At 60.4% G+C, this 23,028-nt stretch carries 18 protein-coding genes; 13 read left to right on the plus strand and 5 right to left on the minus strand.

Features of this window, described 5'->3' with window-relative positions; translation table 11 throughout:
• The first annotated feature begins 56 nt into the window (after nt 1–56).
• From FGQ61_RS03365 to larD, 6 genes are all read left to right on the plus strand, one after another.
• On the plus strand, nt 57–1,352 hold the full coding sequence (locus tag FGQ61_RS03365) for a M20 family metallopeptidase (protein ID WP_138374569.1): 1,296 nt from the start codon (nt 57–59) through the stop codon (nt 1,350–1,352).
• Between the two features lie 123 nt (nt 1,353–1,475).
• Nucleotides 1,476–1,925 (plus strand): hypothetical protein, encoded by a 450-nt coding sequence (locus FGQ61_RS03370; protein WP_175406112.1) that lies wholly within the window; start codon nt 1,476–1,478, stop codon nt 1,923–1,925.
• 162 nt (nt 1,926–2,087) lie between these two features.
• Nucleotides 2,088–3,401, plus strand: coding sequence for a histidine--tRNA ligase (gene hisS / locus FGQ61_RS03375; protein ID WP_117640032.1), 1,314 nt, complete (start codon nt 2,088–2,090; stop codon nt 3,399–3,401).
• 257 nt (nt 3,402–3,658) lie between these two features.
• Complete coding sequence (locus tag FGQ61_RS03380; RefSeq protein ID WP_411160856.1) at nt 3,659–6,472, plus strand: phosphoenolpyruvate carboxylase; 2,814 nt, start codon at nt 3,659–3,661, stop codon at nt 6,470–6,472.
• Nucleotides 6,473–7,466: 994 nt separating this feature from the next.
• Nucleotides 7,467–8,744 carry a nickel-dependent lactate racemase gene (larA, locus tag FGQ61_RS03385; RefSeq protein WP_171021492.1) on the plus strand — a complete coding sequence of 426 codons (1,278 nt, stop codon included), beginning with the start codon at nt 7,467–7,469 and terminating at the stop codon, nt 8,742–8,744.
• A gap of 49 nt (nt 8,745–8,793) precedes the next feature.
• Nucleotides 8,794–9,525: a D/L-lactic acid transporter LarD gene (gene larD / locus FGQ61_RS03390; RefSeq protein ID WP_138374572.1), complete on the plus strand. Its 732-nt coding sequence runs from the start codon at nt 8,794–8,796 to the stop codon at nt 9,523–9,525.
• A 302-nt stretch (nt 9,526–9,827) separates the two neighbouring features.
• Here larD and FGQ61_RS03395 read toward each other — a convergent pair whose 3' ends face one another.
• The 4 genes from FGQ61_RS03395 to serB all read right to left on the minus strand — a co-directional run bounded on the left by FGQ61_RS03395 (nt 9,828) and on the right by serB (nt 12,824).
• On the minus strand, nt 9,828–10,367 hold the full coding sequence (locus tag FGQ61_RS03395; protein WP_138374573.1) for a TetR/AcrR family transcriptional regulator: 540 nt from the start codon (nt 10,365–10,367) through the stop codon (nt 9,828–9,830).
• Nucleotides 10,368–10,369: 2 nt separating this feature from the next.
• Nucleotides 10,370–11,281 carry a nickel pincer cofactor biosynthesis protein LarC gene (gene larC / locus FGQ61_RS03400; protein WP_138374574.1) on the minus strand — a complete coding sequence of 304 codons (912 nt, stop codon included), beginning with the start codon at nt 11,279–11,281 and terminating at the stop codon, nt 10,370–10,372.
• A gap of 10 nt (nt 11,282–11,291) precedes the next feature.
• Complete coding sequence (gene larB, locus FGQ61_RS03405) at nt 11,292–12,074, minus strand: nickel pincer cofactor biosynthesis protein LarB (RefSeq protein ID WP_138374575.1); 783 nt, start codon at nt 12,072–12,074, stop codon at nt 11,292–11,294.
• Between the two features lie 114 nt (nt 12,075–12,188).
• On the minus strand, nt 12,189–12,824 hold the full coding sequence (gene serB, locus FGQ61_RS03410; RefSeq protein ID WP_117563673.1) for a phosphoserine phosphatase SerB: 636 nt from the start codon (nt 12,822–12,824) through the stop codon (nt 12,189–12,191).
• Nucleotides 12,825–13,080: 256 nt separating this feature from the next.
• Here serB and aspS point away from each other — a divergent pair, with 256 nt between their 5' ends.
• Nucleotides 13,081–14,868, plus strand: a complete 1,788-nt coding sequence (gene aspS, locus FGQ61_RS03415) for an aspartate--tRNA ligase (RefSeq protein WP_138374576.1) — start codon at nt 13,081–13,083, stop codon at nt 14,866–14,868.
• A 305-nt stretch (nt 14,869–15,173) separates the two neighbouring features.
• Here aspS and FGQ61_RS03420 read toward each other — a convergent pair whose 3' ends face one another.
• The gene (locus FGQ61_RS03420) at nt 15,174–16,190 is read right to left on the minus strand and encodes a LacI family DNA-binding transcriptional regulator (protein ID WP_138374577.1); all 1,017 of its coding nucleotides are present in this window, start codon (nt 16,188–16,190) and stop codon (nt 15,174–15,176) included.
• Between the two features lie 376 nt (nt 16,191–16,566).
• Here FGQ61_RS03420 and FGQ61_RS03425 point away from each other — a divergent pair, with 376 nt between their 5' ends.
• From FGQ61_RS03425 to FGQ61_RS03450, 6 genes are all read left to right on the plus strand, one after another.
• The gene (locus tag FGQ61_RS03425; RefSeq protein WP_138374578.1) at nt 16,567–19,575 is read left to right on the plus strand and encodes a glycoside hydrolase family 2 TIM barrel-domain containing protein; all 3,009 of its coding nucleotides are present in this window, start codon (nt 16,567–16,569) and stop codon (nt 19,573–19,575) included.
• A gap of 3 nt (nt 19,576–19,578) precedes the next feature.
• Complete coding sequence (locus FGQ61_RS03430) at nt 19,579–20,034, plus strand: NanQ anomerase/TabA/YiaL family protein (protein WP_117563669.1); 456 nt, start codon at nt 19,579–19,581, stop codon at nt 20,032–20,034.
• A gap of 153 nt (nt 20,035–20,187) precedes the next feature.
• On the plus strand, nt 20,188–21,651 hold the full coding sequence (locus FGQ61_RS03435; protein WP_117563668.1) for an amino acid permease: 1,464 nt from the start codon (nt 20,188–20,190) through the stop codon (nt 21,649–21,651).
• Between the two features lie 421 nt (nt 21,652–22,072).
• A complete protein-coding gene (locus tag FGQ61_RS03440; protein WP_022094361.1) occupies nt 22,073–22,321 on the plus strand; it encodes an HPr family phosphocarrier protein in 249 nt (82 codons plus the stop codon).
• A gap of 188 nt (nt 22,322–22,509) precedes the next feature.
• Nucleotides 22,510–22,752 carry a FeoA family protein gene (locus tag FGQ61_RS03445; protein WP_040358815.1) on the plus strand — a complete coding sequence of 81 codons (243 nt, stop codon included), beginning with the start codon at nt 22,510–22,512 and terminating at the stop codon, nt 22,750–22,752.
• Nucleotides 22,753–22,791: 39 nt separating this feature from the next.
• Nucleotides 22,792–23,013: a FeoA family protein gene (locus tag FGQ61_RS03450; RefSeq protein ID WP_006234774.1), complete on the plus strand. Its 222-nt coding sequence runs from the start codon at nt 22,792–22,794 to the stop codon at nt 23,011–23,013.
• Nucleotides 23,014–23,028: the final 15 nt, after the last annotated feature.

The following is a 23,028-nucleotide window of genomic DNA, read 5'->3' on the forward strand; positions in this document are numbered from 1 at the left end:
CCTTGCACTTTATGCTATCAAAGTGCTTGCTGCAAAAACGATACTGGAGGGCATCTATGGCACCAGCTTTGTCCGATCTTCAACCGCAATCAGCGCCCAAGGCCACCGCAGCGGCGCAGACCGCTATCGGTGACGGTCTTGTTGCAGAAGCTCAGGCTTTTGCAGACGAGCTCGCTGCGTGGCGACACGATCTACACCAGATGCCCGAGCTGGGTAATAGCCTCCCACAGACCTCTGCGTATATCCAAGCGCGCCTGACCGAGATGGACATCCCGTTTGCCACGCTCGTCGATGGTTCCTGCGTTGTGGGCCTTGTCGGCGCCGGTGCCGCCGCGGCCCAGGGTAATGGCGTCTGCACGAATGAGCAGGCCGGTACGGTCATCATGCTCCGTGGCGACATGGACGCCCTGCCCGTTGCCGAGGAATCCGGCGAGCCCTTTGCATCCACCAACGGCTGCATGCACGCTTGCGGTCACGATATGCACGCGACGGCGCTGCTTGGTGCGGCTCGTATGCTCAAAGCGCGCGAGGCAGAGCTTGTTGATGCCAACGCCACGGTTAAGTTGCTGTTCCAGCCGGGCGAGGAAACCTTTGAGGGTGCCCGCGCCGCCATCGCCGACGGTCTGCTGCAGAACCCGCGTCCTCAGGTCGCCTTTGCCATGCATGTCAATAGCCAGTCGCCGCTTGGTTTGGTGCTCTACGGCAGCCCGGCGCTCTCGGGCGTGTACGGTTTTCGCATCACGCTTCAAGGCAAGGGCGGCCATGGCTCGAGCCCCGAGATTTGCATCGACCCCATCACGGCCGGCGTGCATGTGCATCTGGCACTTCAGGAGCTCATCTCCCGCGAGGTGCCGGCGGCCAAGGAAGTCGCACTTACCGTTGGTAAGTTTGCCGGCGGCTTGGCGGCCAACGTCATCCCCGACACCTGCGTGCTTGAGGGAACGCTGCGCGGCTTTGATGTTGAGCTCATGGAGCACCTAAAGACCCGCATCGCGGAGGTCGTTAACGGCGTTGCCGCAACATATCGTACGCCGGCGACCATCGAGACGCTTTCGGATGTTCCGCCGCTTGTACTCGACAGCGATATGACTCAGGCGTCGCTTGGCTACGTGGGCGCAGTGCTGCCCAAGGTGGCTTTCTTGCCGCTTTTCCATGCCATGGCGAGTGAGGACTTTGCGCTTATCTCGAGCGAGATTCCGAGTGCGTACTTTACCGTGGGCGCGGCCGTAACCGACACGGACGAACACTTTGCCCAGCACCATCCCAAGGCACGTTTTAACGATGCCGAGCTTCCTCTCGGCGCCGCGGCCTATACCGCCGTCGCTTTGGGCTATATCGCCGACCACCGGTAGCACCCAACCTTGCCTTTCAAGCCTGCGGGCATGGCCGTAAGGCCTATGCCCTTGTCTTTCAAGGCAATCTTGGGCACTACCGGCGCCCGGCGCCGGCTATTCGTTTGTTAAATAAGGAGCAGTATGTCCCAGCAGCGTAAGTTCTTCCCCGGCTGGCTCGTTGTGACCTCCGGCTTCGTGATCATGGCCACGTGCTACACGATTTTCGTCAACTGCATGAGCCTGTTCCAGCCGCTGATCGTCAGCGACCTGGGCATTTCCCTTGCGCAGTACAACATCTCCAATGCCATCTCCACCGTGGTGAGTGTCGTGGGTTCGCTCGTTATCGGCCATGTTGCCGATAAGGTGAGTGGCCGCGTATTGGGCTCGCTTACCGTTATCGCCACCTCGACGGTGCTCGCGGGCATGAGCTTTGTGGGTGAGCTTTGGCAGGTCTATGTGCTCTTTGCCGTCTCGGGCTCCTTTGCGAGCACCTGGATCGTGTGCCTGGCGTGCTCCGTGGTCATGCTCGTGTTCCTGCTGGCATCCGAGCCCATCGCCGCCAAGCTGCGCGCGAGCGTGGCGGGGGAGTAGGTAGGCCAAAGCGCATCGCCGCTTGTCCGCTTCGTCCGCGGCGGCGCGTCTGGCCGAACGAGTCCCCATACCCTCGTTCGGTCAGGCGCGCCGCCGCGTTGCTGCTTTGTGCCGTATAATGTCCACTACCTATGACGCGATACAAAAGAAAGGTGTTTGCCCATGCAGGCACAGAAGGCGGAGGGAACCCGCGACCTTATCGGCGCCGAGATGCGCGCCTGGCAAAAGATGCAGCAGATTGCGGCCGGCGTGTTCGAGCCGTTTGGTTTTAAACCCATCGAGACGCCCGCGATCGAGCAGGTTGACGTGTTTGTCCACGGTATCGGCCAGTCGACCGACGTCGTGCGCAAGGAAATGTTCCGCGTGTTCAGCGGTGCCAACCTGGAGCGCGTCTTTACCGAGGGCACCGACACCAAACTCAAGCCCAAGCAGCGCCTGGCACTTCGCCCCGAGGGCACGGCCGGCGTGGTGCGCGCCGTCGTCGAGAACAATCTGGTGCCCCAGGGCTCCACGCCGTTTAAGGCTTACTACGCCGAGGCCATGTTCCGCGGCGAGCGTCCCCAGAAGGGCCGCCTGCGCCAGTTCCACCAGGTGGGCATCGAGTGGCTCGGCGCTCCCGATCCGGCGGCAGACGCCGAGTGCATCATCATGCTCATGGAGTTCTACAAGCGCCTGGGCTTCGATCTTTCCAAGCTTCGTCTGCTCATCAACTCGATGGGTGACGCCCAGTGCCGTCCGGCTTACCGCGAGCAGGTCAAGCAGTTCATCCTCGATCACGCAGACGAGATGTGTGACGAGTGCCGCGAGCGCGCCGAGCTCAACCCGCTGCGTGCCTTCGACTGCAAGAACGACCACTGCCGCGAGATCATGGCCGAGGCTCCGCTGATGGGTGACAACCTGTGCGATGAGTGCCGCGAGCACTACGAGCAGGTCAAGCGCTATCTGGATGCCGCCGGTATCGAGTATGTCGAGGATCCCACCTTGGTGCGCGGCCTGGACTACTACACCCGTACTGTCTTTGAGGTCGAGGCCCCTGGCGCCGGCGTCGGCTCCATCGGCGGCGGCGGCCGCTACGATGGCCTGGTCGAGCTCGAGGGTGGCAAGCCCACGGCGGGCGTCGGCTTTGCTGTCGGTTTTGAGCGCGCCCTGCTGGCCCTGCAGGCCTTTGGCAGCGATTTGGGTGCCGATGAGGCCCCGTGCGTCTATGTCGCCAACGCCGGCAAGGAGCTGCGTCAGAACGTCTTTGCCATTACGCAGGAGCTTCGCGCCGCAGGTATCGTGACCGAGGCCGACTATCAGGGTCGTTCGCTCAAGGCCCAGTTTAAGCAAGCCGATAAGGTAGGCGCCAAGCTCATCTTGGTCCTGGGTGGCGACGAGCTTGCCGCCGGCAAGGTCAAAGTGCGCGACATGCAGAGCCATGACGAGGTGCTCGCCGATCTGGACAACGTCGTCGAGGCGGTTCGCGAGCGCCTGTAGCGCATCTTTTTGAGCTTCGGGCCTGCTAACGTGCCCTGCTCATGGAGAGCGATTGTTACGGGGGTGTTTCGCTTTTATGCGGAATGCCCCCGTTTACGTATGCCGCCCACCGAGAAATACGACCATTTAGGGCAAAAACCTTTGCAATGCAGAAAATACTTTTGTGTGGTAAAGCGCAATCAGTGTCGAAAGTATTTCTCAAGCGCCTATAATGAATACCGCATGTTACGTGCATAGAAGGAGGAATGGGAGGAAACGTGGCTGAGAACCTAAGCAACCAGTCTGTACCCGAAGCCGCGGCGCGCGTCGCTGCCGTGGTCAACCGCCTCGTTAACCGAATCGGCTCGAATGCCGAGTCCAGGGAGCGTCTCGCCGAGATCGAGATCCCCGAGGAGCTGCGCGACAATCTGGCGCTGTTCTTGCGCCTGGAGCGCCGTGTGCTTAGCGAGTATGATCCCGAGATCGCGGACCTGTTCGACAAGATTTTGACAGCCGAGATTGTGGTCAATGCCGGCAACCCCGGTACCTGCGCTGCCGACGAAGCCGTCGACGAGCAGGGCGTGCCCACCGCCGACGAGCCCACTGCCGTGGCATTTCGTGAGGTCGTCGATTTGATCGACAGCCTGCCGCTCGATAAGCAGCAGGTCATCGTTCGCGCCTTTACGAGCTTTTTCCATCTGGCAAACCTGTCGGAGGAGAACTACCGTGTGGCGCAGCTGCGCGAGCGCGAGGCCGGTGCGTCGACCGATACCGAGGTCGATCCTGCCAACGAGCTTACCGTTGCCTATCACCAGCTGGTGAATGAGCTGGGTGTCGAGGGTGCCAACGAGCTGCTCGACAAGCTCGAGTTCCACCCTGTCTTTACCGCACATCCCACCGAGGCCCGTCGTAAGGCCGTCGAGGGCAAGATCCGCCGTATCTCCAACCTGCTGGAGGAGCGTCCGCGTCTGGGCGGCTCCGACCTGGTGGAGAACGAGCGCCATATGCTGCAGGAGATCGACGCCCTGGTGCGTACGAGCCCCATCGCGCTCAAGAAGCCCACGCCGGTCGAGGAAGCCGATACCATCATCGACATCTTCGATAACACGCTGTTCGACGTTATCCCCGTTATCTATCGTCGTTTTGACGATTGGGTGCTGGGCGACAAGGCCGGTACTGTGCCGCCGCTGTGCCCGGCGTTCTTCCATCCCGGCAGCTGGATCGGTTCCGACCGCGACGGTAACCCCAACGTCACCGCCAAGGTGAGCCGTGAGGTCGCCGCCAAGTACTTTACGCACATGGTGCTCAAGCTCGAGGACAAGTGCCGCCACATCGGCCGCAACCTCACGCTCGAGGCCACCTACAGCAAGCCGTCGGCCGAGCTCATTAACCTGTGGAACCATCAGGTCGAGATGAGCCCTCGGTACACGGCCCGCGCCGAGCTGATCTCCGAGCACGAGCCGCATCGCGCCGTCATGCTCGTCATGGCCGACCGTCTGAACGCCACCGTGCGCCGTATCACCGACACCATGTACCACAGCGCCGACGAGTTCCTGGATGACCTGCGCGTCGTCCAGCGTTCGCTGGCCGCCTGCGGTGCCGTCCGTGCCGCCTACGGCCCGGTCCAGACCATCATCTGGCAAGTCGAGTCCTTCGGCTTCCATATGGTCGAGATGGAGTTCCGTCAGCACTCCGTGGTGCATGCCCGCGCCCTCAAGGATATCCACGAGAACGGTATCCATGGCGACCTGCAGCCCATGACGCGCGAAGTCATCGATACCTTCCGTGCTATCGGCTCCATCCAAAAGCGCTACGGCAAGAAGATGGCGCACCGCTACATCATCTCGTTTACCAAGAGCGCCCAGCATGTGGCCGACGTCTTTGAGCTTGCCCATCTGTCCTTTGCGCACGAGGAGGATGTCCCCGAGCTCGACGTGATTCCGCTGTTCGAGCAGCTCGAGGACCTCGAGGGCTGCGTCGACGTGCTCGACCAGATGCTTACGCTCCCCGTGGTGCAGAAGCGCCTTGCCCAGACCAACCGCCGCATGGAGGTCATGCTGGGCTATTCCGACTCCTCCAAGGATGCCGGTCCTACCACGGCCATGCTCGCGCTGCACTCCGCGCAGGAGCGCATTGCCAAGTGGGCCGAGAAGAACGATATCGACTTGGTGCTCATGCACGGTCGCGGCGGTGCCGTGGGCCGTGGCGGCGGCCCGGCCAACAAGGCCGTGCTGGCTCAGCCCAAGGGTTCGGTCAACTGCTTCTTTAAGCTCACCGAGCAGGGCGAGGTCATCTTTGCCCGTTACGGCAACCGCACGCTGGCTCAGCGCCATGTTGAGTCCGTTGCCGCCGCAACGCTTTTGCAGTCGGCCCCGAGTGTCGAGAAGACCAACACCGAGACCACGCAGAAGTTCTGGGATATGGCCGAGAAGCTCAACGCCGCAAGCCACGAGCGCTATCTGGACCTGCTGAACACCGAGGACTTTACACCGTGGTTCTCGACCGTGACGCCGCTGACCGAGGTCGGTCTGCTGCCGATCGGCTCGCGTCCCGCCAAGCGCGGCTTGGGTGCAAAGTCGCTCGACGACCTGCGTACCATTCCGTGGATCTTCAGCTGGAGCCAGGCGCGCATCAATCTGGCTGCTTGGTACGGCCTGGGTACCGCCTGCGAGCAGTTTGGCGATCTGGACCAGCTTAAGGCTGCCTACCAGGAGTGGCCGTTCTTCCGCACCTTTATCGACAACATCGAGATGTCGATCGCCAAGACCGACCAGCGCATCGCCAAGATGTATCTGCACCTGGGCGATCGCCAGGATCTGTCCGAGAAGGTCTTCACCGAGATGCAGCTCACGCGTAAGTGGGTCCTTGCCATCGTCGGTGACGAATGGCCGCTGCAGCGCCGCCGCGTGCTCGGCTGCGCCGTTCGCGTGCGTAACCCCTACGTCGACGCTCTGTCCATCGCCCAGGTCCGCGCCCTTCGCGAGGTGCGCATGAATCAGGACGAGATGGCCGAGGAGAAGAAGGCCGAGTACATGAGCCTGATTCTTTCGACTGTGACCGGCGTCTCGGCAGGTCTGCAGAACACGGGGTAATCGATAGCCCTGTAGTCATTGTCCGGGGCCGCCGTTTGTTTTCTTTCCGGCGCGTCCTCGGACATGCAAGAAGCCCTCGCTGCGCACTTCGTGCGGCGAGGGCTTCTTGCGTCCTGCGGAATGCGCCGGAAAGAAAACAAACGGCGGCCCCTACGATGTCCGGTCTTCGGTGGATTACTTGCTGGGGAAATAAAGGCGCGCTTCGCGCGTTTGGAAAGGGCTTCGTGCTGCGGAATGCATTCAGGGGGAAACCCATCGGGTTCCTTCGTCCTCGGTTTTCAGGGATTAAAGCTGATGAAAATAAAGTGCGCTTCGCGCCTAATGTGGAGTGCGGCGAGGGCTTCTTGCGTCCTGTGGAGTGTGCCTAAAAGTAAACCTATGGCGGGCCCTGCGATGTCCGACCTTTGGCGAATCAGCCGCTGGGTGAGGGTGGTGCTTGGGGCGACGTGCAAAAAACGGAGTTTTCAGCAGCCAAAGATTGATGCATAAGGCCATAGCCGGCTTTCGCTACCTTTGTTGATGCTTTTGCACGACAATTGGGCCTTGGCGATGCCCGTATATGGCTGGTTTCTCGCCGCATGCTATCCAGATGGGACGAGTCATGAGGACTATCTACCTTTTGAAAGACTTTTGACACCAAAATCTTATCCCGCGATGCTGAATACTCGCAAAAATGCACGCTCCGGAGGGTACTACCCTGTTACGGCTAGAAATCCATGCGCCATTTTATGCAATTAGTTGACGTATTTATACAAGATGACTTACGCGCGCATGCCATCGGGGTGAACGTTCGTCTCGGCATTGCGTTGACCATCCTGCCCATAGTGTCTTTTACAGGCGGCTGCGGTTCCGTTTGGGATCGCGGCCGTTTTGTTGTGGGTCAAATATGAACGTTGTGTTAATGACTCGGTGGACGGTGGTGTTTTTCGGTGAGCGGCGTATCCTTCCAACGGTTTATCTAGTGTGTCAGTTGAAAGGAAGAGGGCGCTCGTCATTGTTTGAATGTGAACTACCGTTTGACCACAAGACGTTGCATCTAGAGCTCGAGGATAAGAACTTCGTGGGTGTGATGGAAGGTCATCAAAACGAGTTTAAGACTACAAAATCGCAGGAAGAGCTGGTAGAAGAGTCGCTTGCCAACCCTTACGGCTCACCTTCGCTCGAGGAGCTTTGTGCTGGCAAGAAGGATATTGTCATTATTAGCTCCGATCATACGCGTCCCGTCCCCTCGCGTGTGACGATGCCTATTCTGCTGCATCACATCCATTCCGCTGCGCCCGAGGCTCGCGTGCGCATTCTGGTTGCTACGGGTATGCACCGTCCGTCGACGCACGAGGAGCTCGTCAACAAGTACGGCGAGGAGATCGTTGCCAACGAGGAAATCGTTATGCACGTCGCGACTGACGACAGCATGATGAAAAAGATCGGCACCCTGCCTTCTGGCGGCGAGTGCATCATCAACAAGATTGCGGCCGATTGCGATCTGCTGCTTGCCGAGGGCTTTATTGAGCCGCACTTCTTTGCTGGCTTCTCTGGCAGCCGCAAGTCCGTGCTGCCCGGCATTGCCAGCTATAAGACCATCATGTACAACCATAACGGTCAGTTTGTGAACGATTCCCATTCGCGTGCCGGCAACCTGTGCCACAACCACGTGAGCGAGGACATGTTTGCCGCTGCCGAGATGGCTCACCTTGCCTTTGTGCTTAACGTGGTGCTCAACGGCAAGCACGAGGTCATCGGCTCCTTTGCCGGCGATATCCACAAGGCGCACGAGGCTGGCTGCGAGTTCGTGAAGAGCCTTGCCGGCGTTGAGCCCGTTGAGTGCGAGATTGCCATCACCACCAACGGCGGCTACCCGCTCGACCAGAACATCTACCAGGCCGTGAAGGGCATGTGCTCTGCCGAGGCCACGCTTCCCGAGGGCGGCGTGATTATTGATGTCGCCGGTTGCGCCGACGGTCACGGTGGCGAAGGCTTCTATCACAACATCGCCGACAACGATCCGGCGGAGTTTGAGCGCGCCTGCATCGACCGTCCTAAGGACGAGACCCTGCCCGACCAGTGGACGAGCCAGATTTTCGCCCGCATCCTGGCGCATCACCCTGTGATTATGGTCACCGACCTGTGCGATCACCAGATGCTCAAGGATATGCACATGACGCCGGTCAACACTATCGAGGAGGCGCTCAAGCTCGCCTTTGAGATGAAGGGTGCCGATGCCAAGGTTGCCGTCATTCCCGATGGCCTGGGCGTTGTCGTCGCGCAGCACTAGTGCACGGCCCAAACGAATCGTTTATAACCGACAAGAAAGATAAGGTTTTATGCTTACCAAACTCCTCTGCGAATTCGGCGCAACGGCCCTCATGATCATCTTTGGCGTGGGCGTACACTGCGATACCGTGCTTAAGGGCACCAAGTATCAGGGCTCCGGCCACATGTTTGCCATCACCACCTGGTCTTTTGGCATCTCGGTCGCTCTGTTTATCTTTGGCGGCGCCGTGTGCATGAACCCCGCCATGGTGCTTGCCCAGTGCATCGTAGGCCTGGTGCCGTGGAGCAGCTGCATTCCCTTCATGATTGCCGATATGCTCGGCGGCTTTGCGGGCGCCGTGATTGCGTGGTTGATGTATGCCGATGAGTTCAAGGCTTCCGATGGCGTCGTCGACCCCATTGCCCAGCGCAACATCTTCTCGACCAACCCCACCACCGAGGGTACGAACTACGCCCGTAACTTCTTCTGCGAGGCTATCTGCACCTTTGTGTTCATCAGCGCCATCCTCGCTGCCGCTAGCCGCGCCGGCGAGAACGTTCTGATGCTCGCCATCTGCGTCGGCCTGATCGTTTGGGCCGTTGGCATGGGCATGGGCGGCATCACCGGCTTCGCCATGAACCAGGCTCGCGACCTTGGTCCTCGCATGGCCTATCAGGTGCTGCCGATCAAGAACAAGGCTGACAACAACTGGAAGTACGGCCTGCTCGTTCCTGGCATCGCTCCGTTTGTCGGTGCCGCTCTGGCTGCACTGTTTGTGCACGGTTTCTTGGGCATGTTCTAGTCCAAGGCTACATAGTTGTCCGCTGTCCGCATGGGGTAACTTCCCAGCGCGTCCTCGGACATGAAAGAACCCCCGCTGCGCACTTCGTGCGGCGGGGGTTCTTTCGTCCTGCGGAATGCGCTGGGAAGTTACCCCATGCGGACAGCTGCGGGATCTTAGTCGCGTTGGAACAAGCAACCCGACATATATATCTGAATTTGGATGGGAGGGGCTTGTTGCTGGTAGGGGCGTTGAAGTGCGAGTGACGCTTTGGGATGCGTGGCGGCCTGGGTTGGGGCGATGCTTTGGGATGAGGTTCTTACTTAGTTGAAGAGGGGTTTTATGGCTGAGAGGTAGTCTTTGGCTACGTCCTCTTTTGGGGCTTGGAAGTTGTGCCAGGCCCACCATTGGACCATTCCTACGAAGCTTGAGGCTATGTGGTGTAGTAGGAAGCTTCGGTCCATGGTGGCGGCGGGGCCGTTTGGGTCGGTAGGGACGGTTTCGGCTGCGCGCGACATGATGGTCTTGCGGAGGCAGTCGGCGAAGACGCGTGAGCCGGCGCCGGCTACGAGGGCTCGAACGCCCTGGCGGCGCTCCCAGAGGTTGTTGAGGATATGCTCGACCTGTACGAGCGGGTCATCGAGGGGCGTACCGTCATCGTCGAGGGCATGGGTGCAGATGTCGCGCACGAGCTCAGCGAGCAGGTCATCTTTGCTCTTGAAGAGGCCGTAGAACGTGGCCCGACCCACATGGGCGCGAGCAATGATGTCGCCGACGGTGATCTTGCCGTAGTCCTCCTCGCGAAGGAGCTCGGAAAACGCCGCAACGATGGCGGCACGGCTTTTTGCCTTGCGGGCATCCATGGTTATGCGTCCGCGTCAACGAGCAGGCAGCGGAGCGTACCGGAGCAACCCTCGTAGGGGCGCTTACCGGCGCCGTAGCCGACGGCCTCGATGCGGTAGCGGGCCGGCAGGTGCTCGGACGTGCGCAGCGCGGCGACGATGGCGGCGCCCGTGGGCGTCACGAGCTCGCCGGCGACCGGTGCAGGCGTGAGGGCGATATTGCCCGCCTGACACAGGTTGACGACAGCGGGGACGGGAATGGGCATGAGGCCGTGGGCGCAGCGGATGGTGCCGTGGCCCTCGGAGAGCGACTCGACTACGATGTCCTCAATACCCAGGTCGTCGAGGCAGATGGCGACAGAGCAGACGTCGACGATGGAGTCGACGGCGCCCACCTCGTGGAACATGACGGTGTCGGGCGTTTTGCCGTGAGCCTTTGCCTCGGCAGCGGCGAGTGCGGAAAAAATGGCGAGGGCGCGACGCTTGGCGCCATCGCTTAGCTGTGAACCGTCGATGATGGCGGTGACGTCCGCCAAAGAGCGGTGGTGATGGTGGTGGGCGTGATGATGGCCCTCGTGGCCATGGCCGTGGGCCTCATGCTCATGCGTGTGCTCGTGTTCGTGCTCGTCATGGTCATGATGATGGTGTTCGTGCTCATGTGCGTGCTCGGCAGCTGCTTCGTTGCCGTAGAGCCAGGCCATGTCGTGGTCGTGGTTCTCGAGCCCCTCTGCCAACTGAACGTCAAAGTCGCAGGCGTCGATGCCATGCTTGTTTACGCGCGTTACAGCGATCGAAAAGCCGTCGACCGGCAGCGTGGCGAGCTGTTCGCGCAGGTGCTCCTCGCTGGCGCCCAGGTCGAGCAGGGCCGCGACGGTCATATCGCCGCTGATGCCCGAAGTGCCGTCGATGATAAGCGTGTGCTGATGGTTGGACATGGAATGCTCCTTAACGGGCGCAGGATGTGCCGGCGCTCAGATGATTGATAAGACTTGCCTGGTAGGCGGCACCAAAGCCGTTATCGATATTGACGACCGATACGCCGCTGGCGCAGGAGTTGAGCATGGCGAGCAGCGCGGCTACGCCTCCAAAATTTGCGCCGTAGCCCACGCTGGTGGGAACGGCGATGACCGGACAGCTCACCAGACCGCCGATAACGCTCGCCAGGGCGCCCTCCATGCCGGCGATGGCGATGACCACCTGCGCCTGGGCAAGTTCCTCGGCATGCGCGAGCAGGCGGTGCAGGCCTGCGACACCTACGTCGTAGAGGCGGTCGACCTCGTTGCCATAGAATTCGGCCGTCAACGCGGCTTCCTCGGCGACGGGCAGGTCGCTCGTACCGGCGCAGGCGACAACGATGCGTCCGTTGCCGGTAGGGGAGGGCTTGCCGCCCACGAGGGCGAGCTGTGCGTCTGGGACATATCCCAGGTCGATGCCGTTGCCGAGGAGCTTCGAGGCGCGGGCTGCCTTTTCGGCGTCCAGGCGCGTGACCAGGATGCGCACCTGGCCGGCATTGAGTAATGCTTTGATAATGGCGGCAATCTGCTCGGCGGTTTTACCGGCGCCGTAGACAACCTCGCCGGCTCCCTGGCGCACCCCGCGCGAAAGATCGAGCTGCGCAAAACCCAGATCGGCGGTTGGCGCCGTCTGGAGGCGCGTGAGGGCGACTGCCGGGGTGACTACTCCGTCGGCAACATCGCTCAGCAATTGCTCAAGATCTCGCTTATCCATATATGTTCCCTTCGACGGCGCAAAGTCTAGCACTCAAAGGGTATGTTTCCGAACACTAAGACAAAATTGTTCGGAAACTATAGGACAGACTGATTCTCTTGTTAGAAAGATCGACTAGTCGCGCAGGATGATGTCCATGGCGAGCATCAGGTTGCGCTCATCGATGGCAAACGGGGCGGCTTCGCGCGTCTTGGGCTTGGCGCAAAACGCGATGCCCGTGCCCGCGGCCTGAATCATGGGGATGTCGTTGGCGCCGTCACCGATCGCGACGGTGTGGGCCATGTCGACACCGCACTCAACCGCCCAATCCAGCAGCTGGATGAGCTTGGACTCCTTGGTCACAATGTCTGCCGCCAGCTTGCCGGTGAGCTTGCCGTCCACGACTTCCAGACGGTTGGCCAGGCAAAAATCGATGCCCGCGGCGGCCACGATCTTGTCAGCGACCTCGTGAAAGCCGCCGCTTACCACGCCGACCTTCCAGCCTTTGCTGTGCGCCGAGCGCACAAGCTCCAGCGCGCCGGGGGTAAACGTCACGCGCTCAAAGGTGCGCTCGAACACACTCTCGTCCAAGCCGGCAAGCAGCCCCACGCGCTCCTCGAGCGCCTGCTTAAAGTCCAGCTCGCCGCGCATAGCGCGCTCGGTGATTTGCGCAACTTGCTCGCCCACGCCGGCCTCCTCGCCCAACAGGTCGATGACCTCCTGGTTGATGAGCGTGGAGTCGATATCCATAACAATGAGGCGTGCAGTCATGACGGGCCTTTCCAAGTGCTGTTTTATTGGGGCATATTGTCGCACGTGAATAGCGCGGGCGGGTGCCGCGGTGCGTCAATTGTTTCGTCTCCGTCAAGTCTTTGGGCAAGAGCTACTTTTTCGTGGTACATCGACGCGGGTGCGATAAGATAGAACGCCATGTCCGGCTGCGCGGTTTACGCAGGCTGGGCAAATCTGTACGACGCCGCCCGGAACGACACGGGGCGGCACAGATCCATAAAGGAGGATCACTGGTATGAGCCAGACCCGTCCCATCGATGAGCATTCCATGCACACCCGTACCTGCGGCGAGCTTCGCTTCGAGAACGTGGGCGAAGAGGTCACCCTCACCGGTTGGGTGAGCCGTCGCCGCGACCACGGCGGCCTTATCTTCTGCGACCTTCGCGACCGCGAGGGCATCACGCAGCTCACCTTCGACCCCGAGCACTCCGATGGCGATGCCTTTAAGATCGCCGAGACCATGCGTCCCGAGTGGCCCATCAAGATCCACGGCGTCGTGCGCGCCCGTGGCGAGGAGACCACCAACACCAAGCTCGCGACCGGCGAGATCGAGGTCCTGACCGACCACGCCGAGGTGCTCAACACGTCCGTCACCCCGCCGTTCCAGATCGAGGACGGCATCGAGACGAGCGAGGACACCCGCCTGCGCTATCGCTATCTGGACCTCCGTCGTCCCGAGATGATGGCCAACCTCAAGCTGCGCTCCGACTTTACCTTTGCCATTCGCGAGGCGCTGCACAACCGTGAGTTCATGGAGGTCGAGACGCCCTCCCTGTTCAAGTCCACGCCCGAGGGCGCTCGCGACTTCATCGTTCCCAGCCGTATTCAGCCGGGTAACTTCTACGCCCTGCCGCAGTCCCCGCAGCTCCTGAAGCAGCTGCTCATGGTCGGTGGCGTCGAGCGCTACTACCAGGTTGCCAAGTGCTTCCGCGACGAGGACCTGCGCGCCGACCGTCAGCCCGAGTTCACCCAGGTCGATATCGAGATGTCCTTCGTGGACCAGAACGATGTCATGAGCGCGCTCGAGGAGGTTCTTGCCGATGCCTTCGGTCGCATGGGTGTCGAGATGCCCACGCCGCTGCGTCGCATGAACTACTGGGAGGCCATGGACACCTATGGCTCCGACAAGCCCGATACCCGCTACGGCATGCACCTGGTCGACCTGACCGACATCTTTGCCAACTCCAAGTTCAAGGTCTTCGCGACCGCTGCGAACGAGGAGGGCTCTGTCGTCAAGGCCATCAACGCCAAGGGCGCCGGTGCCTGGGCGCGTGCCAAGATCGATAAGCTCGCCGGCGTGGCCTCCACGTTTGGCGCCAAGGGCCTGGCCTGGATCGCCTTCCGCGAGGACGGTTCCATCAACAGCCCCATCGTCAAGTTCTTCTCGGACGAGGAGATGGCGGCTCTGCGCGAGCGCATGGACGTCGAGCCCGGCGACCTTGTGATGTTCGCCGCCGGCCCGCGCCTGCTTTCTGATGAGATCCTGGGCGGTATGCGTTCGCACATGGCCAATGCGCTCGAGATCAAGCGCGAGGGTCACGACTTCCTGTGGGTCGTCAACTTCCCGCTGTTCCATTGGGACGAGGATCGCAAGGCCTATGCTGCCGAGCATCAGCCCTTTACCCTGCCGACCGAGACCGACATCGCCAAGATCGAGGCCGATCCGCTGGCAGCCGGTTCGTGCACCTACGACTTTGTCATGGACGGCTTTGAGGCCGGCGGCGGCGGTATGCGTATCCACAACGCCGAGATGCAGATGTCCATGCTCAAGCTCCTGGGCTTTACCGAGGAGCGCGCCGAGTCTCAGTTTGGCTTCCTCATGGAGGCCCTCAAGTTTGGTGCGCCCCCGATGGGCGGTTTCGCTCTGGGTCTGGACCGCGCGTGCATGCTGCTCACCGGTTCCGACTCCATCCGCGATGTCATGGCGTTCCCCAAGACGGCCAGTGGCTCCGACCTTATGTCGGGTGCTCCGAGTGCCGTTTCCGGCGCCCAGCTCAAGGACGTCAGCCTGCGCTTGATGTAGGCGAGCGGCTACATATTGCCCGCAACGAGGGAAGGACGCGTGCCTTCCCTCGTTTTTTATACGCCGAGATTGTGAGGGCATGGGGTGACCGGGCGTCGCGGAAAGTGCGTCCCGGAATCTGGGTCCAGAACGGGTCGCGCTTTCCCAAAGGGGGTCCTCTGGGAAAGCGCGACCCAGAATTTGGCAAAATAATGGGGCACAGTTTCCGGTTGAGCTGTCTAACGGAAACTGTGCCCCAGAATGAGCGCTCAAAACGGGGCAGGCTTTCCGCAACAACTGTCTGGCGGAAAGCCTGCCCCAATATCTTATAGCGAGTCTCTCTGGATTAGCTGCATGTGCATCACGGAGGTGGTGGGCTCGGCACCCTTGATCATATCGAGCGCAATGTTGGCGGCCATGTGGCCTTCTTCGCGCAGGGGCTGGCGGACGGTCGTGAGCGCGGGGACGCAGCGCGTCGCAATCTCGTGATCGTCGAAGCCGACGACAGAAACGTCCGCCGGAACGGATAGGCCTGCCTCGTTGAGTGCGGTGATGACGCCAGCCGCGATACGGTCCGATCCGCAGAGCACGCCATCGAAAGCAATCTCGCGCGCGAGAATCTGGTGCATGGCCTGATAGCCGTCTCCGCTGTTCCAGCCGGTATAGATAACGTTTGCGTCTGGGAGGTCTTCGCACAAGACGGCGCGGTAGCCGCGCAGGCGGTCGACAACAGCGAGGTTGTCTTGCGGTCCCAACACGGCGACGATATCCTTACGCCCGCGCTCTTTCATAGCGAGCGCTGCAAAGCGTCCGCCCTCTTCGTCGTCAGAGTAGACCGTCGAGAACACATCGCGATAGGGATGACCCTCGAGCTGGCCGCACAACACGGTGGGTACGCCCAGCTCGCGCAGCACCTCGAGCAGCTCGCTGCCCTTGTAGGGGGAGACATCGATCACGGCGTCGAACGAGCGGCGCTCAAAGTGCTCGCGTGCGCGGTTGCGCTCATGCGTAGAAGACGCCTGCAAGATAACGGGCAGATAGGACGACTCCGACAGCTCCTCGGTAATGCCGCTCAAAAACTCGCTATAGGTGGGGTCGCTGAAGAGTTCACTCAGGGGCTCGGTCACGAGCACGGCGATGATTTCCGTGCGCCCGACAGCGAGCGCTCGGCCACGAGCGTTGGGGACAAAATTGACTTCCTTGGCCGCCGCGCGGACGCGCTTTTTGGTTTCCTCGCTAATGCGGGGCGAATCGTTGAGGGCGCGCGATGCCGTGGAGCGCGACACGCCGGCAGCTGCGGCAACCTCGGCAAGCGTAGGTGCGGTGCGAACTGGTTGGGTCATGGCGTCTCCTGGAAAATGCGGTCGATGTTGTCACTGATACGGGCTAGTGCGGATACAGCTTACTATAGTGCGCCTGAACAGCGTTCATGATATCCGGTGACCGGTGTCGTTTTGCAACCAAGCCGAAATCGAATACGTCTCGTGTGGGTGAGATATTAGCGGGCGTGGCGGTTGCCTACGAGCTTGAGAACGATGTCTTGCGCCGAGTTTCGATACTCAGGGTGACATAAGTGCCGCGGTTGTACAACCGGTTGCACCGTTAACCCGGTCAAATCGACCGTTCAGCGGACAACCGGTTGCACAGCTTTTTGCATCGCCCGTAAGATAAGGACAACCGGTTGCACAAGAATCACTACGATGACGAAGGAGCATCACCATGGACGCCATTAACGATTGGGAAAACCAAGCGCTCACCCACAGGAACCGCCTGGCACCCCATGCGTACTTTATGGGCTACGAGACCGCCGATCTCGCTGCAACGTACAGCCGTGAGCTGTCGCGCGGGTTTGTCCAGCTGTCCGGCTCGTGGCAGTTCCGCCTCTTTGAGGGCCCCGCTGCCGTCTCCAACGAGGAACTCTCCACGTACAAGCCCGAGTGGGATCACGTGGAGGTTCCGCACCTGTGGCAGGTGGACGGCTATGGCAACCTTGCCTACACCGACGAGGGTTTCCCGTTCCCGGTGGACCAGCCGTTCGTTCCCTCCGACGACCCCACGGGCGTCTACCAGCGCATCGTCAACCTTCCCGCCGTTCCTGCCGGCGCTCGCGAGATCATTCGCTTTGACGGCATCGAGAGCTATGGCGAGCTGTACGTCAACGGCCAGTTTATCGGCATGACCAAGGGCTCGCGCCTGTCCGCCGAGTTCGACGTGACCGACGCGCTCGTCGAGGGTGACAACCTGTTTGCGGTCAAGGTTCTGCAGTACAGCGATGGTAGCTACATCGAGGACCAGGATATGTGGTGGGCCTCGGGCATCTTCCGCGATGTGTACCTTATGCAGCGCCCCGCCGCGCACCTGGTCGACTTTAGGTTCCGCACGCACCGCGAGGGCGATACCGCTCTGATTACGCTCGATACGGTGGCCGAGGACGCTACCCGCGTCGTGTATACGCTCAGCGATGGCGAGAACGTGGTGGCTACGGGTGAGTGCATCGACGGCCATGCCGAGTGCAGCGTGACCGATGCCCACTTCTGGAACCCCGAGGACCCCTTCCTCTATGACCTTACGTTTGAGGTCTACGACGGTGACGAGGTCAGCGAGTACGTTCCGCATCGCCAGGGTCTTGCCGAGGTGACGGTCGAGGGCAATCATATCTACCTCAACGGCACTTACTTTAAGATGCATGGCGTCAACCGCCACGATCACGACGATCACAAGGGCCGCGCCGTGGGCCTCGATCGCATGCGCCGCGACCTGGAGCTCATGAAGCAGCACAACATCAACGCGGTGCGCACGTCCCACTACGCCAACGACCCGCGCTTCTACGAGCTGTGCGATGAGTATGGCATCATGCTGGTCGCCGAGACCGATATGGAGAGCCACGGCTTCGAGAATATCGGCAATATCGCCCTGGTCACCGACGACCCGGCATGGGAGCCGGCCTACGTCGACCGTATTGAGCGCCTGGTGATGCAGGAGCGCAACCACGCCTGCATCATTATGTGGTCGATGGGCAACGAGAGCGGCTATGGCTGCAACATCCGTGCAATGTATGCCAAGGCTCACGAGCTCGATGGTCGTCCGGTCCATTACGAGGAGGACCGCAACGCCGATACCGTTGATGTCATTTCCACGATGTACTCCCGTGTTTCGCAGATGAACGACTTTGGCGAGCATCCGTTCCCCAAGCCGCGCATCAACTGCGAGTACGGTCACTCCATGGGCAACGGTCCCGGGGGCCTGTCCGAGTACCAGGAGGTCTTTGATCGCTGGGATTGCATCCAGGGCCAGTTTATTTGGGAATGGTGCGACCACGGTCTGGCTGCTGTGACCGAGGACGGCGTTGCCTACGACATGTATGGCGGCGACAACGGCGACTACCCCAACAACAGCAACTTCTGCATCGACGGCATGGTGTTCCCCTGGCAGCAGCCGAGCCCGGGCCTTACCGAGTACGGCCAGGTCATCTGCCCGGTTCGTATGGCCTACGATGCCGAGGCAGGCGAGCTGACCGTCACCAACAAGCGTTGGTTTACCACCCTCGAGGATGTCTGCCTGTCGGCGGAGACCCTGGTGGACGGCGACGTGGTCTGCCGCAAGACGCTCATGCCCGGTGCGGTTGCCCCCGGCGAGTCCGTCCAGCTTCCGCTGGTGATTCGCGAGGCCGCAGTGGGCGAGACCCTGCTGACCGTGCACGCCTACACCATGGCGGCTCACGCCTGGTGCGAGCCGATGTTCCAACTGGGTGCAAGCCAGTTTGCCATCGCAAACCATCCGGCGCCGGCAATTGCCGCCCCCACTCGTCCTGAGCTTACGGTCGAGGAGACCGAGCAGGAGATTCGTATTCGCTCCCTCAACGGCGAGCTGACCTTCAGCAAGGTCAACGGTACCGTGAGCGAGTGGAAGGCATCCGGTCGCGACGTCATGACCTCCGGTCCCCAGGTTGGTTTTTGGCATCCGCTCGTCGATAACCACGCCCAGGAGTACGACTCCCTGTGGAAGGATAACTTCATCGATGTGATGCAGACGTCTACCCGCAATGTTTCTTGGAAGCGGGATGACAATGCGGTTGTCGTTACCGTGAGCCAGCGTATCGCTCCTCCCGTCCGCGCGTTCGGCATGCGCGTCGAGCTCGTCTATACCGTGCTTCCGAGTGGCCGCGTCGACCTCAAGGTTTCCGGCGAGCCCTACGGCGACTATTCGGACATTATCCCGCGCATCGGCATCTCCTTCGAGGTTCCCGGTTGTGATCGTGCCGTCGAGTGGTATGGCCACGGCCCGGGCGAGAACTATCCGGACTCGCTGCGCGCCAACCCGGTCGGTCATTACCGCACTACGGTCGACGACATGTTCACGCCCTACGTTATGCCCCAGGACTGCGCCAACCGCGAGGGTACCCGCTGGGTCGCCCTGCGCTCCAGCCACGGTGACGGTCTGGTCGTGACGCGTCCGAGCGACGCCGCTTCCAATCCGTTCTCGTTCTCCGCATGGCCCTATAGCTGCGAGGCTATCGATAATGCCAAGCATGTCTACGATCTTGTCCCGGACGACACGGTTACGGTCAACATCAACGACCAGCTGCTCGGCCTTGGCTCGAACTCTTGGGGTTCCGAGGTGCTCGATTCCTATCGCACCCGTTTTGAGAGCTTCAGCTTTGAGGTGTCCCTGCGACCGCTGACGTCTGCCGATCTGGCTCAGGCGCTGGCACCCATTAAGGAGGCATAAGTCATGCATATCTTTAACTCGCGTGCCGATTTCGACGCCCAGATGAAGTCCGTCAAGAAGTGGATGCGTACCGGTCAGGCACTCGACGGCGTTTCTGAACTGCAGCACGATGTGGCGTACTCTATCGGCGACTCGCTGGTGTATTGGTGGGTGAACGCCCACGAGGCGGCTACTGCCGATCTGGTCGGTCACCGTCGCTACCATGCCGTGCTCGCCCCGCTCGACGGCAATCTGACCGTTGAGGTGGCTTCCAAGGCCGATCTTACCTGTACGCGCGCCTACAGCGATATCGATGATCGCGAGCGCTTTGAGGGTACGGGGGAGACCGTGACGATTCCCACCGGCGGCGTTGCCGTCGTCGAAATTGACGAGGCCTACCGTGTCGTGGCCGATGCCGCGGATCCCCGCGTCGTGGTACTGCACGTGACAGTCGAAGGTTATTCCTTCCCCAACAAGTAGTATTCGTCCGCCTGGACGTTTGCTTCGCGCCGTTAAGGGGGATGGCTTTGTTGACTCCCTTTTCCCCATTCCCCTTAGCAGGTGCGCCGTCCGTGTTTGCACTTGCAGCTCGGACGGTTTTAGATGACATTTAACAGATGATTGGGAGGGCTTATGAGCTCTGAAAAACGAGGAACGATTGGTTCGTTCGCTCTGCTGGGCATGACGGTCGCCGCCGTGTTCGGTATCAAGAACATCATCAACAACAACGCGGCCATCGGCTTGGCAGCTGCGCCGTCGTTCTTCTTCGCCACGCTTTTGTACTTTGTCCCCTATACCCTGGTTACCGCCGAGTTCGTCGGCCTCAACAAGGACTCCGAGTCTGGCGTGTACGCATGGGTTAAGACCTCGATGGGTGGTCGCTGGGCGTTCCTGACGGCATTTAGCTACTGGTTCGTTAACCTGTTCTTCTTTGCGTCCGTCCTGCCCAACGTCATCATCTACGCGAGCTACGTGTTCTTTGGTGCCAACGCCGAGCTTTCGCAGCTGTGGATCACCATTATCGAGATCGTCGTCTTTGCTATCGCCACGTGGGTTTCGACCAAGGGCGCTAAGTGGATCGGCTCCATTTCCTCCTTCGGTTCGACCGCGGCTCTCGGCCTGACCGCCGTGTTCATCCTACTGTCCCTGGCTGCTGCCTTTGGCGGCGTTGAGTTCGCTACGGCTCCTACTCCCGCTAACATGGCTCCCGACATGAGCAACTTCGCAACTGCGTGGGGCTTCTTCGGTACGCTTGCCTGGATCATCCAGGGCGTTGGCGGCGCTGAGTCTGTCGGCGTGTTCCTTAACGACCTTAAGGGTGGCGTCAAGGCCTTCGTGCGCACCGTCGTTATCGCCGGCCTGACCATCGGCCTTCTGTATGCAGGCGCTTCGCTGCTGGTTAACCTGTTCATCCCCGAGGGCGGCGTTGCCATCTCCACCGGTATCTTCGACGTATTCGGCGCTGTCTTTGCCCACTTTGGCATTCCCATGGAAGTGTCTACGCGCGCCATCGGCTTGATCCTTCTCGCCGCCACGCTGGGCTCCCTCATGATGTGGACCTCCGCTCCCATCAAGGTCTTCTTCACCGAGATCCCCAAGGGCGTCTTTGGTAGCAAAATCGTCGAGCTCAACGAGCACGGCATTCCTGCCCGCGCTGCCTGGCTGCAGTTCGCCATCGTCGTCCCCATCCTGATCATTCCGGCCCTGGGCTCCGGTAACCTCGACGACCTGCTCATGATCGTCACCAACATGACTGCTGCCACCGCTCTGCTCCCACCGCTGCTGATTTTGCTTGCCTACTTTATGCTGCGCAAGAACTTTGACGCCGCTCCCCGTGGCTTCCGCATGGGTTCGCGCAGCTTTGGCCTGGTCGTTGCCGCATTCCTGCTTGTGGTCTTCTGCTTCGTGCTTATCTGCGGCACCATTCCGCTCGATCAGCCGCTGTGGCTGACGCTGGTCTACAACGTTGGCGGCGTGGTTGTCTTCTTGGGCCTTGCCGTGATGTGGTACAACCGCTACATCAACCGCCTGCGCGAGACCGATCCCGAGGCCGCCGAGAACGAGCTTCGCCCTTCCGTCCTCGATATGATGGAGTAGCGGCTAGGATTAATCTGCGGCTGTGGAATAAATCGATTCCCTTTCCTAAGGAGGGGCCTTACGAGGCCCCTCCTTTTGTGTTTTGGGGCATGGTTTTGGCCCCCGTGGTCAAAAAATGCCAAATATGAGTACTGTTGCAAAAGAAGTGCCATATTTTTCGGCCTGCTCTGAGCGAAAATGGGCTCAAAATCGATTTATCTAACTCCCTTTAAAGGGCGTTTGACGGCTTTCAACCTCTTCGAATCGCTCAAGCTAGGCAATTTGCTCTCGATTTTGCTGCTACTAAATTTGTGACAGTACTCATATTTGCCACTTTTTGACCACGGGGTATCCGGAGGGGCCCTCGATAAACATCTAACGCTACAATAACTACCACGTGGCTGGGTTTGCCGGCCGAATGTGTGATGTCGTGGGAGGGGACATGGTCGAGTTTACAAAGACGATTAAAGATCCGTTGGGACTACACGCCCGCCCGGTTGCGCTGCTCTATGACATCATTGCCAAGCACCGTAGCGACGTGTCGGTCAGCATCGGCGACCGCCATACCGACGGTCGCGATGTCATGGGCCTCATGGCTCTCTACGGCGAGTGCGGCGAGGACATCATCTTTCGCGTTTCGGGCGTAGACGAGGCTTCCTGCGTTACGTCGATCAGAAACCTCTCGCTCTAAGCATGACAAGGCGCGGCAAAGGACAGCTCTTTGCCGCGCCTTTTTGTTTCGTATAGGAAACTTTTTCGAAATCTGAATGGGGACCCTTTCCAAAAAGTTAACCACGTGTTAGTTTACTAAAGCAAACATAGGCGTGGTTAACTTTTACCGCGTCGATGTTGAGGACGAACTGACGTTAGGAGCCACTCATGTCTTGCGGACCGCAGATGCCGGCAATGCCGCTTTCGATGGTAAAAGCGGGCGAAACCGTGCGCGTGTCTCGTGTAAAGGGCAATGAGGATATGAAGCACCACCTCAAGGACCTCGGCTTTGTCGAGGGCAGCGAAATTCACGTGGTGAGCTCGAGTGGCGCCAATATCATCGTCACGGTGCTGGGCGCACGCTTTGGTATCGATTCCAAGGTTGCCATGCACATCATGACCGTCGGTTAGTCCGCAGCATTTCATAAAAACCGAAAGGGGGACAAGAGGATGAAGACGTTGGGTGACGTTAAGGTGGGCGAGAGCTCCACCATCGTCAAGCTTCACGGTGAGGGTGCGCTTCGCCGCCACCTTATGGACCTGGGGCTCATCAAGGGCACTTCGTTCAAGGTCGTGAAGGTTGCACCGCTCGGTGATCCGGTCGAGATCAACGTGCGCGGCTACGAGCTTTCCATCCGCAAGGAGGAGGCTGCCGTCGTCGAGGTTCAGTAAGGGCTCGCGGCGCAT

Source organism: Collinsella aerofaciens (assembly GCF_005844325.1).
GTDB lineage: Bacteria > Actinomycetota > Coriobacteriia > Coriobacteriales > Coriobacteriaceae > Collinsella > Collinsella aerofaciens_G.

Excerpts from the sequence above, each read along its gene's own strand:
- FGQ61_RS03365 (WP_138374569.1), top strand. The coding sequence starts at position 57 with ATGGCACCAGCTTTGTCCGATCTTCAACCGCAATCAGCGCCCAAGGCC.
- FGQ61_RS03370 (WP_175406112.1), top strand. The coding sequence starts at position 1,476 with ATGTCCCAGCAGCGTAAGTTCTTCCCCGGCTGGCTCGTTGTGACCTCC.
- hisS (WP_117640032.1), top strand. The coding sequence starts at position 2,088 with ATGCAGGCACAGAAGGCGGAGGGAACCCGCGACCTTATCGGCGCCGAG.
- larD (WP_138374572.1), top strand. The coding sequence starts at position 8,794 with ATGCTTACCAAACTCCTCTGCGAATTCGGCGCAACGGCCCTCATGATC.
- FGQ61_RS03395 (WP_138374573.1), bottom strand. The coding sequence starts at position 10,367 with ATGGATGCCCGCAAGGCAAAAAGCCGTGCCGCCATCGTTGCGGCGTTT.
- larC (WP_138374574.1), bottom strand. The coding sequence starts at position 11,281 with ATGTCCAACCATCAGCACACGCTTATCATCGACGGCACTTCGGGCATC.
- larB (WP_138374575.1), bottom strand. The coding sequence starts at position 12,074 with ATGGATAAGCGAGATCTTGAGCAATTGCTGAGCGATGTTGCCGACGGA.
- serB (WP_117563673.1), bottom strand. The coding sequence starts at position 12,824 with ATGACTGCACGCCTCATTGTTATGGATATCGACTCCACGCTCATCAAC.
- aspS (WP_138374576.1), top strand. The coding sequence starts at position 13,081 with ATGAGCCAGACCCGTCCCATCGATGAGCATTCCATGCACACCCGTACC.
- FGQ61_RS03420 (WP_138374577.1), bottom strand. The coding sequence starts at position 16,190 with ATGACCCAACCAGTTCGCACCGCACCTACGCTTGCCGAGGTTGCCGCA.
- FGQ61_RS03425 (WP_138374578.1), top strand. The coding sequence starts at position 16,567 with ATGGACGCCATTAACGATTGGGAAAACCAAGCGCTCACCCACAGGAAC.
- FGQ61_RS03430 (WP_117563669.1), top strand. The coding sequence starts at position 19,579 with ATGCATATCTTTAACTCGCGTGCCGATTTCGACGCCCAGATGAAGTCC.
- FGQ61_RS03435 (WP_117563668.1), top strand. The coding sequence starts at position 20,188 with ATGAGCTCTGAAAAACGAGGAACGATTGGTTCGTTCGCTCTGCTGGGC.
- FGQ61_RS03440 (WP_022094361.1), top strand. The coding sequence starts at position 22,073 with ATGGTCGAGTTTACAAAGACGATTAAAGATCCGTTGGGACTACACGCC.
- FGQ61_RS03445 (WP_040358815.1), top strand. The coding sequence starts at position 22,510 with ATGTCTTGCGGACCGCAGATGCCGGCAATGCCGCTTTCGATGGTAAAA.
- FGQ61_RS03450 (WP_006234774.1), top strand. The coding sequence starts at position 22,792 with ATGAAGACGTTGGGTGACGTTAAGGTGGGCGAGAGCTCCACCATCGTC.